The 14,117-nt window shown below is 59.5% G+C and carries 12 protein-coding genes and 1 pseudogene; 12 read left to right on the top strand and 1 reads right to left on the bottom strand.

Annotation, left to right across the window (positions count from 1 at the left end; all coding sequences use genetic code 11):
• Positions 1 to 167 precede the first annotated feature (167 nt).
• The 11 genes from Q363_RS25715 to Q363_RS25765 all read left to right on the top strand — a co-directional run bounded on the left by Q363_RS25715 (position 168) and on the right by Q363_RS25765 (position 12,795).
• Positions 168 to 812: a bestrophin-like domain gene (locus tag Q363_RS25715; protein WP_051979323.1), complete on the top strand. Its 645-nt coding sequence runs from the start codon at positions 168 to 170 to the stop codon at positions 810 to 812.
• Positions 809 to 1,396, top strand: a complete 588-nt coding sequence (locus Q363_RS25720) for a serine hydrolase domain-containing protein (RefSeq protein ID WP_035356537.1) — start codon at positions 809 to 811, stop codon at positions 1,394 to 1,396. The genes Q363_RS25715 and Q363_RS25720 overlap by 4 nt, the downstream gene beginning before the upstream one ends.
• Positions 1,397 to 2,389: 993 nt before the next feature.
• Complete coding sequence (locus tag Q363_RS25730) at positions 2,390 to 4,345, top strand: copper amine oxidase (protein WP_035356538.1); 1,956 nt, start codon at positions 2,390 to 2,392, stop codon at positions 4,343 to 4,345.
• Between the two features lie 43 nt (positions 4,346 to 4,388).
• Positions 4,389 to 5,492 carry an SIS domain-containing protein gene (locus tag Q363_RS25735; RefSeq protein WP_035356539.1) on the top strand — a complete coding sequence of 368 codons (1,104 nt, stop codon included), beginning with the start codon at positions 4,389 to 4,391 and terminating at the stop codon, positions 5,490 to 5,492.
• A 26-nt stretch (positions 5,493 to 5,518) separates the two neighbouring features.
• Positions 5,519 to 6,895: a sugar porter family MFS transporter gene (locus tag Q363_RS25740; RefSeq protein WP_035356541.1), complete on the top strand. Its 1,377-nt coding sequence runs from the start codon at positions 5,519 to 5,521 to the stop codon at positions 6,893 to 6,895.
• A 35-nt stretch (positions 6,896 to 6,930) separates the two neighbouring features.
• Entirely contained in the window at positions 6,931 to 7,914 is a 984-nt protein-coding gene (locus Q363_RS25745; RefSeq protein WP_051979324.1) for an ROK family protein, read from the top strand.
• A 587-nt stretch (positions 7,915 to 8,501) separates the two neighbouring features.
• Positions 8,502 to 8,669, top strand: a complete 168-nt coding sequence (locus tag Q363_RS46820) for a dihydrofolate reductase family protein (protein ID WP_425387782.1) — start codon at positions 8,502 to 8,504, stop codon at positions 8,667 to 8,669.
• A gap of 1,348 nt (positions 8,670 to 10,017) precedes the next feature.
• The gene (locus Q363_RS25750; RefSeq protein ID WP_035356543.1) at positions 10,018 to 10,596 is read left to right on the top strand and encodes a hypothetical protein; all 579 of its coding nucleotides are present in this window, start codon (positions 10,018 to 10,020) and stop codon (positions 10,594 to 10,596) included.
• A 14-nt stretch (positions 10,597 to 10,610) separates the two neighbouring features.
• Positions 10,611 to 11,534, top strand: a complete 924-nt coding sequence (locus tag Q363_RS25755; RefSeq protein ID WP_035356545.1) for a sigma-70 family RNA polymerase sigma factor — start codon at positions 10,611 to 10,613, stop codon at positions 11,532 to 11,534.
• 135 nt (positions 11,535 to 11,669) lie between these two features.
• Positions 11,670 to 12,263, top strand: a complete 594-nt coding sequence (locus tag Q363_RS36815; RefSeq protein WP_051979325.1) for a DoxX family protein — start codon at positions 11,670 to 11,672, stop codon at positions 12,261 to 12,263.
• Between the two features lie 91 nt (positions 12,264 to 12,354).
• Positions 12,355 to 12,795 carry a YybH family protein gene (locus Q363_RS25765; protein WP_035356551.1) on the top strand — a complete coding sequence of 147 codons (441 nt, stop codon included), beginning with the start codon at positions 12,355 to 12,357 and terminating at the stop codon, positions 12,793 to 12,795.
• Between the two features lie 339 nt (positions 12,796 to 13,134).
• Here the strand turns inward: Q363_RS25765 and Q363_RS25770 are convergent, their stop codons facing one another.
• On the bottom strand, positions 13,135 to 13,596 hold the full coding sequence (locus tag Q363_RS25770) for a CBS domain-containing protein (RefSeq protein ID WP_035356546.1): 462 nt from the start codon (positions 13,594 to 13,596) through the stop codon (positions 13,135 to 13,137).
• A 407-nt stretch (positions 13,597 to 14,003) separates the two neighbouring features.
• Here Q363_RS25770 and Q363_RS46825 point away from each other — a divergent pair.
• Positions 14,004 to 14,117: pseudogene (locus Q363_RS46825) on the top strand (IS110 family transposase); the annotation flags it as partial.

Here is a 14,117-nt window from a genome sequence, read left to right on the forward strand (position 1 = left end):
CTTCTCATAGGAGCTAGTGAACAAAAACGCAGTTCTCGCGAGCAATTCAGACAACCAACAGGAGGTATGTGGCGGACATCAACCTCGAGCCGAAGGCGTGCGCAATTTGTGTCATTCGACCCCTATAATCAGACGGCGCACCGGAGCACTCTATGAGTCCGCCTAGCATGAGCCTGATTGGCTTCGTATTCATATTTGGAGGTGCAATCGTCGGGATGATTCTCCGCCGTGTCTTGCCTGATCACCATCTCCGTGATGACTCAAGAGATGTAATCAAACTTGCTACGGGACTGGTCGGAACAATATCTGCTCTAGTTCTTGGCCTGCTCATCGCTTCGGCGAAGGGCTCTTATGACGCGCAGACTACGGAGACTGAGAAAATCCTCGATCAGTCTTGGTCGAAGAACGGTACCCGAGCCTACCGATTGGACACAGCTTCCATTGGCGGTGGTGTCCTGTACGACAAGATTCAGGCTCTTAATCCAAGCGATGAATTACAACGTTCGATAAAGTCTCAGGCGCTAAGCCTCACCGTGAATATCGGGCAGTTGTGCATGTTGATGTATGAGCAGGCGACTCTGGTAGTTTCCAAGCCGTTGCTGGTCATCATGGTCTTCTGGTTGACCGTAACGTTCGTTATCTGGGGTCTCCTCGCACCTCCGAACGGAACAGTCATTGCTGTGATGTTGGCCTCAGCCCTTTCGGCTTCCGGGGCGATCCTGTTGATCCTGGAGATGTATTCACCGTACGAGGGATTTATTCGTGTTGCGGACGCCCCCCTTCGTGCCGCGCTAGCGCATCTCGGCCATTGATCGGTCTGCTGGGCCAGGCGTTGGCAGTTCGTAGCGGTCTGCCATATCCAGCCCTTCTCAAAGAAGAGACAATTGATCCGCTGGGGCTGAAAGACACAACCGTATCCCTCTCACCTGCGCAACAAGCCCGCTTCATCGCGGGTCATGACGAACATCATCACCCCGCACACGCCTGGGATCTGGACGCCTTGGCCGGAGCGGGAGCCATCCGATCGACTGCGGCTGACATGCTCACCTATTTGGAAGCAAATCTGCATCCCGAAAAGCTCAAGCCGGTTGCCGATTCTTCGACCGGGGCCACGCTCTCGGCGGCTCTCATACGGTCGCATCAGCTTCGCGCGGACGCGATGCCGGGAATGCGCATCGCTCTTGCGTGGCTCTTTGTAAGTGAAACTGGAGACTATTGGCACAATGGGGCCACTGGTGGATATAGCTCCTACGCATTCTTCAATCTCAAGGCGGACTACGCCGCTGTCGTGCTGTTTAACACCACGCTAGGAAGCTCCGGCAGCTTTGCAGATCGGTTGGGCCAACATATCAGCCAGAGATTGGCTGGGAAACCGGCCATCTCACTCGCCAAGTAGCACAGCCGGGACCATTCGGCGGGTCACACAGGGCATTCCATAAATCGGGCCTATCTGCCGGAAACGGGGTTTTGAGAAAGTTCCTATCCGGAAACAATCTCGCCCGTTGCGGCCCGGTCAAGGTGGCGTTCACGGAGACTTGACGCCTGATGTCGGCGGGCGTAAGCATTGGAGGCGTTTCATCAACACTAAGCAGTTTGATAAGAAGGTAACCATGGACGAAGATCTTGAAGCGATGACTCGCGGGCAGCTAATTGTCGAGGCCACGCGGCTGCGCGCAGGAATCAGAGCGCACCGCGACAGTACTGGACATGACCTCTGCTGGCATCATCCCGCGCTCTGGAGCCTCCTGCCAGAGAGAACCGATCCCTTGCCAACGGTCCCTACATGGCCGAAGTTTCTCCAGGGGTGCCTGCGGTATCGCGAGTCTCTAGACACGCAGTTGCCGGATGCGCCGCGCACCGACGAACCCTACCAACCGCGATCGTAATACCAGGGGCGAGATCTGGCCCGAAGCGCAACACTCTGAAGCTATATGAGAAAGTGATGTGGCGTTTGGAAAAGTGCCGGTAGCAGCGGCACTGGCGTTGGCCGATCAACCGCCCAGAACCCGAGTAGCGGGCATCAGTCCGTACCCGTCTGAAAGCTCCTTTGGCAAGGCCGGGGTGGAATGAAGGGGTCCGGTTGCAGAAACTTGCGTGGTGATTAAAAGACCCTGCGGCGTTCTCGTTTCTCGTTACTTACGGCTTCGAGCCCCAGATTTTTGCCGCCTGGTTCATGCTTTACATCAATTGGTGAGATCGAAAAATTCCTCGCTTTAAACCAAAGGTCCAGCCAATTTAGCTCGTACTGTTCCCTCGATGGAAACTCTCTTGATTTAAACCCAGCTTGCCCGGACACTAAACTCTCACCCTAAGCAACACAGTTGATTCTCCGTGCCAGAAGGCGGCGCATCGACCCTGAACACTCCTCGTCCTTCAAAGGATCGCTTTGATGATCGGAAAGATTGCTCTCGGTGTCTTCGTTGCCTCTACGTCACTGGCATCTTTGCTCTGTGCACAGACAAAGATCAATCATCCGCTCGACGGACTCGCCTCCAACGAGTACTGGATCGTTCATGATGTGCTGCACTCCAGCGGCCATTGGACCGACAAGACCCTCGTCGCAAGTCTTTTGCTGCACGAACCAGTCAAGCAAGTGGTCCTTGACTGGAAGCCAGGTCAACCTATCCCTCGCGAAGCCGACGTCGTCCTGGAGTCTCAAGGAAAGACCATCGAGGCTCGAGTCGATATCGTAAATCAAAAGCTCGAATTCTGGAACGAGGTTCCGGAGGTCCAGGCCCCCATCACGCAGACCGAACTGGACACGATGAACGACGTGGCCAAAAAGGACCCGCGCGTGATCGCCGCACTCAAAGCTCGCGGAATTACGAATCTCGCCACCGTGCGTTGCGACATGATCCCTCTCACCTTCACCATCCTTCCCGAACAGAACAGCCACCGCATCGGCTACGGAACCTGTGCTGATGGCCATGGCGCATTTCATTCCTGGGGTCGCGCGGTGGAAGGTCTCTACGTTGTGGCCGACATGACGGCCGAAAAGATCCTCAACGTCATCGATCACGGTCCGGTCCCCGTGTCCAGGGGCGACATCAACTTTGAGGAGGCAGCAGCCTTTCCGCGCGAAGGAACAAAGCCGATCCAGGTCGCGCAGCCACTAGGTCCCGGCTACAAGATCGTCGACGGCGAGGTTCAATGGCAGAATTGGCACTTTCGCTTCCGCCTCGACCCTCGTGTTGGTCCGGTCGTAAACCTCGTGCGCTACCAGGACGGCAACCGTCTGCGCTCCATCCTCTACGAAGGCTCGCTCTCCGAGATGTATGTCCCCTACATGGACCCGGATCTGGGCTGGCACTCGCGAGCGTTTCTCGACGCCGGAGAGTTTCTCCTTGGCGGCCTCATTAAGCCCGTTGCTCCTGAAGATTGTCCATCGCACGCGCAGTACTTCCCCGGCATCGTCCCCTCCGACAGCGGAACGCCCGTCCTCGTTGGCCGCCTGGCCTGCCTCTTCGAGCACACGACCGACAGCCCAGCGTGGAGGCACTTTGAAGACGGCGTTCTTAGCGTGCGGCCCAGCCGCGAGCTCGTTCTTCGCACGTCCGCCGTTGCAGGAAACTACGATTACCTCCTCGACTGGATCTTTCAGCAGGACGGAACCATCCGCGTAGCCGTCGGAGCCACCGGCATCGTCGAGACCAAGGCCGTAAAAGAGACGATCGCCCATGCGATGCATGATGGCTCTTCCGCGCTCGAGCACGGAACGCTGGTCGATAAGAATCTCCTCGCCGTCAATCACGATCACTACCTCTCCTATCGCCTCGACCTTGACGTCGACGGAACGGACAACAGTTTCTTGATCCATCGCCTTGTGGCCGAAGCGCTCTCCGGACAGGCGCGTAAAAGCATCTGGGCCGCTCAATCATCGCTCGCGAAGACCGAGAAGGATGCGATCCTCGACATCGATCTACGCCATCCAGGAATGTGGCACTTCATCAATCCTTCTCAACACGGAGCGATGGGTTACTCCACCGGCTACGAGATTATGCCTGGCCCAACTGCCGTCTCCTTCGTATCACCTGACGACCCGGCCCAGAAGCGCGGTGGCTTCTCGGCGCACCAGATGTGGGTAACGCCCTACAATCCCGACGAGCTATACGCCGCCGGGGTCTACGTAACGCGCAACAAGAAGTCCGATGGCCTGCCAGAGTGGACCAGAGCAAACCGACCAATCGAGAACAAAGACATCGTCGGCTGGTATACCCTCGGATTTCATCACGTCGTACGCCTCGAAGACTGGCCTGTGATGCCCGTCCTGTGGCACGATTTTTTGATTCGGCCCGCAAATTTCTTTGAGAAGAATCCGGCGCTCACGCTGCCCCACGAGCCCTGAAGCTAATCTGCGGTCTGATGTATAAGACAACAAAGGAACACGGATGGAAGACGCTAAAAAGCCTGCGCCCAGGTGGATCTCGGGCATCGAGCCTGCCAAAGAACTGCTCTCAGCCACCGGCACCCAGATTCTCGAGCTCGAGTGCCGCGAGCAGCCCGCTCGGCTCGCCGAACTAATCGCCGCCTATCGCTCCGACAACACGATTTGCGCAGAGCTCAAGAACCTGCGCGAGCTCGCCGCTAGACCCGGCCCGATCTTCTTCATTGGCATGGGAGCATCCTTCTGCTCCTCCATCAGCGGTTCCGTTCTCTTGCAAACGCATGGGCGCCTCTCCTTCTCCCTCGACGCCGGCGAATGGCTGCACTATGCGCTCCCCACTTGGAGCCGGGCCGCCCTCTCCGTGCTGCTCACCACCTCCGGGGAGAGCGCCGAGCTGGTCGAGCTCTTCAAGAGCGCCGAAGGTAGGCCCCTCGGCCTTATCTGTAACAACCCCGTCAGCACATGCTGGAATCTCGCGCAAAACAAGCTCCCCATTCTTGCCGGCCCCGAATACGGCAACGCCACCAAGACTTACACCAATGCAACCGCAGCAGCGATCATAGTCGCCTCCGAGATCCTCGGCATCCCGTGGGAGAAGGATGCCGAGCAAGCCGCTGAGGCATTCCAGAAGGACCTCGATCCCATCTTTGCCCTGCGCCAACAACTGGAAGAATTCTGCCACGGAGCAGCCAACACCGAGATCATCGGTCGAGGCGCATCCTACGGAGGAGCCATCATGAGCGCCCTCTGCATCCGCGAGATGAGCGGCCATCGCGCCACGCCTCACACCGGCGCCGGATTCAAGCACGGTCCGAACCTCGATGTCGACGCCTCGCACGTCGCCATCGTCCTCGCATTGGGCCGGGCAGCCGATCTGAGCATCAAGCTCGCCCAGGAGTGCAACCGCCGAGGCGGTAAAGTCTTGCTCGTTACCACCGAGGATCATCCCGCGACGGACCTGCTCTTCCCGGTAAAGATCAGCAGCGTCCCCGAACCTTGGGAGGGCATCACCTCGCTCCTTGTGCCGCAGGCGCTCACCCTCGCCATGGTCGAAAAAACAGGCTGCCGCCTTCCGCCGCGTTTTCAGTACGGAGTGATGGAGCAGTAGAACCTTGAATCAGGAAGAGGTAAGGCTTGTCCAGTTCAACAGTCGGTTCTGAGATAGATGTAAAAAGCGGCTTCCTCTGGCGAGTTTCCTTCATAGCCGGCCTGGGAGGCGTCCTGTACGGCTACGATATGGGCATCATCGCGGCGGCGCTGATCTTCGTCCGCGATACCTTCGCGCTGTCTATCAAGATGCAGGAGATCGTCGTCAGCATCGTTCTCGTCGGAGCGATGCTGGGAGCCATCATTGGTGGCAGCATCGCAGACCGCATCGGCAGGCGCGCCACCCTGCTCTGGGGGGCAGGCCTGTTTATCGTCGGCTCCATCCTCGCGCCTCTTTCTCCGAACGTCGAAACCCTTATCGTCGCCCGAGCGCTTCTCGGCCTGGCTATCGGTTTCACCTCTGTAACCGCGCCCGTATTCATCTCTGAGCTGGCTCCGCCGCAGTCTCGCGGAAAGCTCATCAGCATCTACCAGTTCGCCCTCACCCTCGGTATTGCGCTCGCAGACCTCACCGGTTACTGGCTCGCCGGCCAACACGCCTGGCGATCCATGTTCGGCCTCGGTATGGTTCCTGCAGCCTTGTTTCTTGTCCTCGTCCTCACTCTGCCCGAGAGTCCTCGATGGCTCTTTGCGCAAAACCGTGTCAACGATGCCCGCTCCGTCCTGCACTCCTACACCGACGAGCGCGGTGCTCAACTCCTGCTCGATGACATCCAGGCTGCCGTCGAGGCCAAAGTCGACAAGCGCTGGAGCTCGCTCTGGGCGCCCAGCGTCCGCCACGCTCTCTTCACTGCGGTTGGGTTCACCGTCCTTCAGCAGGTAACCGGCATCAACACCATCATCTACTACGGCCCGCAGATATTTGCCCTTGCCGGAATCACCTCAAACAAGAGCGCAATCCTCGCCACACTTATTGTGGCCATAACCAACATGCTCTTTACACTGTTCGCGCTCGTCCTCGTCGACCGTGTCGGCCGCAAGCCCCTCCTCTACGCTGGCGTCGGCGGAATGACCATCTCGCTCGTGCTTCTCTCCTACTCCTTCCACAATCAGGCCACCTTCGGCTCCTCTCTTGGAATCGTCGCTACCATCTGCCTCGTCCTCTACATCGCGTGCTTCGCCTTCAGCATGGGCCCCATCGCATGGATCCTCGTGTCCGAGGTCTTTCCGCTGCAGATACGCGCACGCGGCGTCGCAGCCGCAACCATCGGCTCCGGAGCATCAAACTTCCTCGTCTCGATGACCTTCCTTTCTCTCATCAGATCCGCCGGCAACTCGGTCACCTTCAGCATCTACGCGGTCTTCTGCGTCGTTACCCTTCTGTTCGTCCGCCTTGTCGTCCCTGAAACGAAAGGTCGCGAGCTTGAGAGCATCAGCGCTCACTCCCCCGCTGCCATGCAATAGCTGCAGTCCAAAACAACATGAGCAAAGTAGAGACAATGAAACCCCAGCTTGAACCCGGCTATTTGGTCGGCATCGACATCGGAGGCACGAACCTTCGCCTCGCCCTGGCCAACACCGCCGGCGCCATCGTCTCTCGCTGGTCCACCACCGTGGCCGGCCATCGCAGCTCCGAAGCGATCGTCCATCTCATCCGCACCGGAATCGAGAATCTCCTCCGGCAGGCCTCTCTGCCCTGGAGCGCCCTGAAGGCCGTCGCCGCCGGCGCTCCCGGCATCACCAACGTCGACTCCGGCGTCGTCATTGTCACCTCGTATCTCCTCGGTTGGAGAGACGTCCCCCTGCGGAATCTCCTCGAAACTGCCACCGGCGTCCCTGCAGCGGTCGACAACGACGTCAACCTCGCCGCCCTGGGCGAGAGCCGCATGGGAGCCGCGCAGGACTCGCCCGACTTCGTTTTCCTCGCCATCGGCACCGGAATCGGAGCCGGCATCATCACCAACGGCAAACTACTGCGCGGCAGTAGCTGGGCCGCCGGAGAGATCGGCTACATGCTCGTTCCCGGAGCCCCCGACGAGCCCGTCGAACGAGGCAAGCCGGGACCTCTCGAAGGCATGATCGGCGGCGAGGGCATCCGTTCCCAGTGGCAGCAGCTCTGGAAAAGCACAGCGACCTCGCTCCCCCATGATGCCAACGCAACCCAGATCTTTGACGCTGCACTCAAAGGGGATCCCCTCGCCCAGACCATACTCCAGCAGACGGCACGACTGCTCTGCTACGCCCTCTTGAACGTCTCGCTCGTTCTCAACTGCCCTCTCTTTGTGCTCGGCGGCGGAGTTGGTATTCATCCCGCGCTCCTCGACGCGACCCAACGCAACCTTGAGCGATGGAGTGGCCGCACACCAGTGCAGTTGCGGCCGAGCGTGTTAGCAGCTGACGCTCAGCTCAGGGGAGCCATTTGCCTCGCTCTCGAGACGCTGCACGCCCGCGACAGTCAAGGGAGAATGGACTTGCCGTTGTAGATGCCTACGTGAGAACACGGCGACGAAGCCCCGTGGAGGATGGATATGGGAGACAGCAACTGCAAGCGGACACATCGAACCTGCGACAGTGAAGAACAGCATGAGCGGGCCGAAGGTCAGTGGGGTGCATCCCTTGTGCTCTAGGCGCAACAAACTAGCAGGGTTGCTGCCGTCTCAAGTAGGATGGCGAACTGCGCAGAGCAATCTTCCGGACTTTGGAAGCCCGGCTGAGCTTCGACCCGCCTTTGCTCGTGCTTTGGAACCTGGCCGAATTCGGTTCGCATTCGCTCGCCTGTCCCCACGATCCCAGCTTTGGTTCATCGAATCACACGAAGTCAGTTCCGGCGAACACCTAATATCTCTTCACCGAGAGAGCTCCTTTCTGAGCGTGGAAGCCAAGAAATGGGGTTTGTCGTCGCTGACGTGAAACGCGTCGTGGTCCTGAGTAGCCGACCGCTCGACCGATCTGCGGCGCGTGGAGGCATTGTGGAGCAGATGGCCGGACCTCCGGCTGAGATTGCTTCAAACCTTGCTTCCGTGGTGTCCACCACCTTTACGTCGACGGTGGGATCACGATTCAACAGTTCCTGCGTGCGGGCCTCATTCAACGCCTCATTATCACTCGAGTGTCTGTGCTCATTGGAGACGGAATTCCTCTCTTCGGCACGCTGCCGCGCGACATCCAACTCCGTCACGTAGCCACTCAACACTACCCGAGCGGCTTGGTTAAGACCGAATACCACGTTGTGGTCTAACACGATAGGTATGCGCCGCGTAATTGTCGTCATCAGGCATATCGTTCCCGAGCGACGGGCAATCCTGAATTGATCTGAGTCCGAGATCCGGTTCGCGCTTCCGATCCAATCCCGCACAGAAGGGCTTCAGTCAGACCTGCTCATCGATGTGAATCCGTCACACGCATTCCGTAAGGATTGCGATCCGTCCGCCCATCTCTGGTCCTTCAGCCTTAAATTCTTCTGCAGAACATCCTTGGTGAGCTGACAGGAACTGTAATCCTGAAGACTGCAGCAGATGGATAAGTTCGGTCACGGTGTACAACCGTAGAGACGCAGACTTGTGCCCCTGCCCATCCGGGCCAGACCAATACCACGTGGCAGTCCGTTGGCGGCCAATTGGGTTCTGATCTGTACCCTGTAGGGTTCCGCCAGATCGACATTATTCCAAGACGAAGCGGAGGCGGTCTCCATCAGATCTTGTAATAGAGGTCCGACGAGCGAAAGAGGATTGGGTGAATGCTGATTTGCGTGCAGGAGCCAGGCGTAGCATTTCTGCTGTTTGTTGCCTGTCGGTACGGTTGGTGGGAATCCCGCTGCGAAGAATCGGGAGTCAATCTCGGTGTGGCTATAGTGCTTGCTGAAAACCTCGGCGATCGTGGCAATAAGCCTCCAGCTGCGCCAACACCCCCTCGCGCTCCCGCGTCCCCTTCCGTCGATACTCCCGCGCGATCCCATGCCATCCAACTCGCGCCGCAGCTACATCCGACACGCCACCTATAGCCGCCCTCACCCGGCGCAACACCTCTCCCCGCCGCCGAATTTGTAACCGCATCAGTTGCCATTACCATTCCGCCTCTCCCACCAGTCTCGAAACGTCTCCTTCGGCATCTCCTGCAGACTTCGTGGAATTCTGGGAAATTCATGTCATCCGGGGCTGAGAGAAGGCGGATGACCATGGGGCTAACTTGACGGAGAACTGCTCGTAAAATCAAGCGTTTGAAGGGAACTCTAGTGACCATCTCCAAAGGCTACTGGCTTTTCGCAGACCCCCGACTTTTTCACGGACTCCACGTTGTCGGGCGGTCTATAGTTAAAAGCAAAACACCTTCCGTGTGTGCCGTACGACTCGTGGGTTGAGTGCGGAAGATTTTCGGTACAACTTCGGGACAACTGAGGAGCGGAAATCTCATCGCCAGATCGTGTAAGCGACACCAGACAAAGCTGTTAGTGTTTTTCCCGACCTGCTTTGCAAGCAGGGGGTCGCCGGTTCGATCCCAGTCACGTCCGCCCATCTCAACCGGCGGTGGCAGCCATGTCACATTCCGAGACCCTATCCCGTCTTACCGTTCGAGACAGGAGGAGCGACATGATCAAATGGGCACTGCGGAGAGCGATTTACAAGTTCGAACGGGACTGGAACTACGACGCCAGCTATATGCGCGACATGATCGACGCGAGTCCGCGTGCCGCATGGCTGTTTTCCCGCGTCATCGCCCTTGGACAGTTCCGGCGTGACCTCCCCATCGACGCATGGTGCGCCGCCGGCATTACCGCCGTGCGCCACGAGGACTGCGGCCCATGCACGCAACTCGGCGTCACGATGGCGGAACGTGCCGGTGTCAGTCCTGCGGTTCTGCGCGCCGTGCTCGCCGACGACCCCGACGCGATGCCGCCGGACGTCGCACTGGTGTGGAAATTCACGCGCGCCACGCTCGCGCACGATGCCGCGGCCGATGATTATCGCGAGGCGATCGTGAAGCGCTGGGGACGGCGCGCCCTTGTCAGTTTGGCGTTTGCCGTCACTGCGGCGCGAATCTACCCCACAGTCAAGTACGCCCTTGGCCGCGGCAAGGCCTGCATGCGCGTCGTCGTTGGCGGCACGCCGGTGATGTTCGATCACGGTCGGGTACCGGCGCCGGCGGATGTGGCCGTGCGCACTGCGTGAGCTCCGTGAGCACGATGTCGAATCCAGCCGCAAGCTTCGAGCCGTACCGCTGGCGCCTGCTCGGTCTCGCCTACCGCATGCTAGGGTCGATGGCTGATGCCGAGGACGCGGTGCAGGAGACGTACTTGCGCTGGCACGCGGCCCACCGCGAAAAGGTGTCGGACCCGAGAGCGTTCCTTATGACCACGACGACGCGGATTTGTCTCGATATGCTGACGTCGGCGCGGGCGCGGCACGAGGAGTACGTCGGTCCCTGGCTGCCGGAGCCGGTTGTCGAGACGGCCGCGCTCGCTCCCGACAGCGGCACGGAGCTCGCCGAGGATTTGTCCTTCGCGCTGCTCTTGACGCTCGACCGGCTGTCGCCGCTCGAGCGGGCTGCCTTCCTGCTGCACGACGTGTTCGATTTCTCGTTCAGCGAAGTGGCCGCGGCACTGGAGCGGAGCGAGGCGGCGTGCCGGCAGCTTGCCGCCCGCGCACGCGCGCACGTGCGCGCCGTCCCACCACGCGGCACCATCGCGCCGCCGGCGCGTTCGAGCGAGATCGATGCGAAGCATACGCAGCTCATGTCCGCATTCGTGGCGGCAACACGCTCAGGCGATCTCAATGCGCTGACGCAGCTGCTCGCGAGCGACGTGCGCGTCGTGACGGACGGGGGCGGCAAGGTGGCAGCGTCGCTGAATGTGCTCGACGGCGCCGATCGCGCGGCGCAGTTCCTGGTTGGCGTCACGCGCAAAGGGTGGCGCGAGGACTTCACGCTGCGCTTTGCGACCATTAATGGCCAGCCCGGTGTCATCGTGGACGGACCCGAGGGACCGGTGCAGACTGCGGCGTTCGAGATTGAGGGCGACGTCATTCGGGCGCTGTACGTGGTGCGCAATCCGGACAAGTTGCGGCACTTGGCGGCGACATCCGTGCCGCATGAGAGCGGTCCCGCATGAGCAAGCGGGTGTTGACTCGAGGCGGCAATACGCCGCGCGAGCTTCGGGTGAGCGTTGAAAAGTTGCGATCAGGAACCGCGATCAGATCGTAATGTTCTCCCGGCAGTACCAGATCGATGTGACGAGGAGGCTCCGATGCACACTCCAACGACCGAAACGTTCCAACACGCGACCGACGAGAAGTTGGCCACCCTCTCACGAAGCCGCTGGTACCGGATCCGCATCATCACCTACTGGACCTTCACGGTTCTCTTGGTCTTCGAGTTGGCGGCTGGATCGCTGTGGAACCTCCTGCAGATCGAATGGGTGCGCGTCCAGCTGAACCACCTGGGATACCCGCTCTATTACACCTACATTTCAGGCGTGTGGCAGATCGGTGGGGCCGCCGTGATCATTGCGCCCAGGTTCCCGCGGCTCAAGGAATGGGCGTACGCCGGTTCCTTTTTCCAATTCTCGGGTGCCGTGGCGTCGCACCTGTTAGCCGGCGACGGTGTTGAGGTGTGGCTACCGCCGCTGATGTTCTTGATGTTCGTCATCGTGTCGTGGGCGCTAAGGCCAGCCGACCGTCGGCTCCCGAATGCGGGGCTCGCGCCGGAAACCCGTCCTCTCGCTTGGGCCGTTCCGATCGGGATCCTCCTTCTTCTATTTGTCGTTTCGTATCTAACGCTGCCCGCGGTCAACGACGCCTTCCACAAGCGGGCAGTTGATCTCGGCTGGATTGCGCACTGAGTCGAACGACGAGGCGCTCCCTCCTCACACTTGGAGACAGGCGGAGCGACATGTTCAGATGGTGGTAGCCGCCGTCCGGAGGCTGGAATCCATGGCAATACAACGTGCGATTGACGAAGCCAACATCCGACAGCGAATAAAGAGGTGGGTGGAGGCGCTTTGCACCATGGACCTTGAGGGTGTGATGTCGCTTTACGCTCCAGACATCGTGTCGTTCGACCTCGTACCGCCGCTGCAGCACGTGGGAGCAAAGGCAAAAGAGAAAAACTGGGCGAACGTTTTTGGGATGTTCCAGCGTCCGCTCGGTTACGAGATTCGCGACCTCACGCTCACGTTGGGCGATGACGTGGCATTCGGGCACAGCCTCAATCGGGTCAGCGGCACCTTGAAGAACGGGAACAGGACCGATTTCTCAGTTCAGTGGACGGCGTGCTTTCGGAAGATCGACGGCAACTGGCTCATCGCGCACGACCAGGTCTCAGTGCCTGTCGATCCGGAGAGCGGCAGAGCGTTGCTGAATCTCGAGCCCTGAGAGTTTGACGGGACCGCGTCGCCGTCATGCGGCATGGTGCAAAAAGAACGGCTACGAAGATAGTTCCATTGAACCCATGCGACCCGTTCCCCGCCCGGATGTACTGGAGCCAGGAGGAACGCACTCACCTAACCGAACCTTGGTTCGAGGACCGCATGACCGACGAACCCGCAGCTGCCCTTGAGACCGTGAAGGGGTCACTACACCATGGGGAAAATGCTCCAGCCGCTGTGAAGATCAAAGGAGAACCGCTCCGAGACGCATCCGCCAGACAAAGACGCCACCCTCACGGATGGCGTCCTGTTGTTCTGAATTGAGGTCTGAACATTGTGCTCTGTATTACACGCTCGCCGCTACCGCCTGGCCCTGCGGCCGGGCGCGGTGCTGCGACACTGCCGCCAGAGTGTCTTTGATGTGCTCTGGCGTATCGCGCAGCGCGATGTCCGCCTGGGAGACGATGCCCACGCACACGCCGCCCGAATCCACCACCGGGATCCTCCTCACCTGGTGGCGCTTCATGAGGGATTCGCATCTTTCGATCGATTCGTCGGGCCTGCATGTGGCCGGCGTGCTGGTCATTGCCTCGGAGACCATTGCCGTGCTGGTCAGATTTTCCTGCGCCACAACCTTCATGCAGATGTCCCGATCGGTAATGATGCCGAGCAGCTTCCGTTCATCGCAGTCGTTCACGACGGGAATGGCTCCGACATCCTGTTCCTTCATTAGCTGTGCAGCCTTCCGGAGAGTATCCGTCGCCGCACAACAGGAGAGTGTCTTGCTCATGATGTCCTGCACTTTCATGAGACCTCCTCTCGCCCGCGCCGTGGCCCGTCCAACGGGGACCCCGCATCGGGGAGACGCGGACGCCTCTATTCTAGTCCCTGCGTTGATAGGTGACCGTAGTCATGTCTCGGTAGCGGGCGTATCCGCGACGTGCCAGGCACACCGCACCTGTGCTCGCTGACTACGACGGATCAAAACGCTCCGCCACAGCCAGTTGGCACGTCGTTGAAAAATGCGCAGCTCAGTCGTATTGCCGGGGATAGCATGCCCTCTAATTGGGGCAAACCGAACAACGCTGAAGCCAAAGGCACTCTTCAGCCTGTTTCTTACCCTGCAAAACGGGGTTCCTGAGATGTTCCGCCGGTTGATCTTCCACGTGGGTGTGGGTGATCTTGTTGGCAGGTTACTTCAGGAGGATCATCGATATGCAGATTCGTTCGGTTGGCATCGATCTCGGCAAGACGACGTTTCACCTCGTAGCGCTTGGCGATAACGGCAAAGTGCTTCTCAAGAAGAAGTTCACTCAGAAGCAGCTCATC

The sequence above is a fragment of the Edaphobacter aggregans DSM 19364 genome, assembly GCF_000745965.1.
Taxonomy (GTDB): domain Bacteria; phylum Acidobacteriota; class Terriglobia; order Terriglobales; family Acidobacteriaceae; genus Edaphobacter; species Edaphobacter aggregans.

Excerpts from the sequence above, each read along its gene's own strand:
- Q363_RS25735 (WP_035356539.1), top strand. The coding sequence starts at position 4,389 with ATGGAAGACGCTAAAAAGCCTGCGCCCAGGTGGATCTCGGGCATCGAG.
- Q363_RS25755 (WP_035356545.1), top strand. The coding sequence starts at position 10,611 with ATGTCGAATCCAGCCGCAAGCTTCGAGCCGTACCGCTGGCGCCTGCTC.
- Q363_RS25715 (WP_051979323.1), top strand. The coding sequence starts at position 168 with ATGAGCCTGATTGGCTTCGTATTCATATTTGGAGGTGCAATCGTCGGG.
- Q363_RS25730 (WP_035356538.1), top strand. The coding sequence starts at position 2,390 with ATGATCGGAAAGATTGCTCTCGGTGTCTTCGTTGCCTCTACGTCACTG.
- Q363_RS25770 (WP_035356546.1), bottom strand. The coding sequence starts at position 13,596 with ATGAAAGTGCAGGACATCATGAGCAAGACACTCTCCTGTTGTGCGGCG.
- Q363_RS25750 (WP_035356543.1), top strand. The coding sequence starts at position 10,018 with ATGATCAAATGGGCACTGCGGAGAGCGATTTACAAGTTCGAACGGGAC.
- Q363_RS36815 (WP_051979325.1), top strand. The coding sequence starts at position 11,670 with ATGCACACTCCAACGACCGAAACGTTCCAACACGCGACCGACGAGAAG.
- Q363_RS25745 (WP_051979324.1), top strand. The coding sequence starts at position 6,931 with ATGAAACCCCAGCTTGAACCCGGCTATTTGGTCGGCATCGACATCGGA.
- Q363_RS25765 (WP_035356551.1), top strand. The coding sequence starts at position 12,355 with ATGGCAATACAACGTGCGATTGACGAAGCCAACATCCGACAGCGAATA.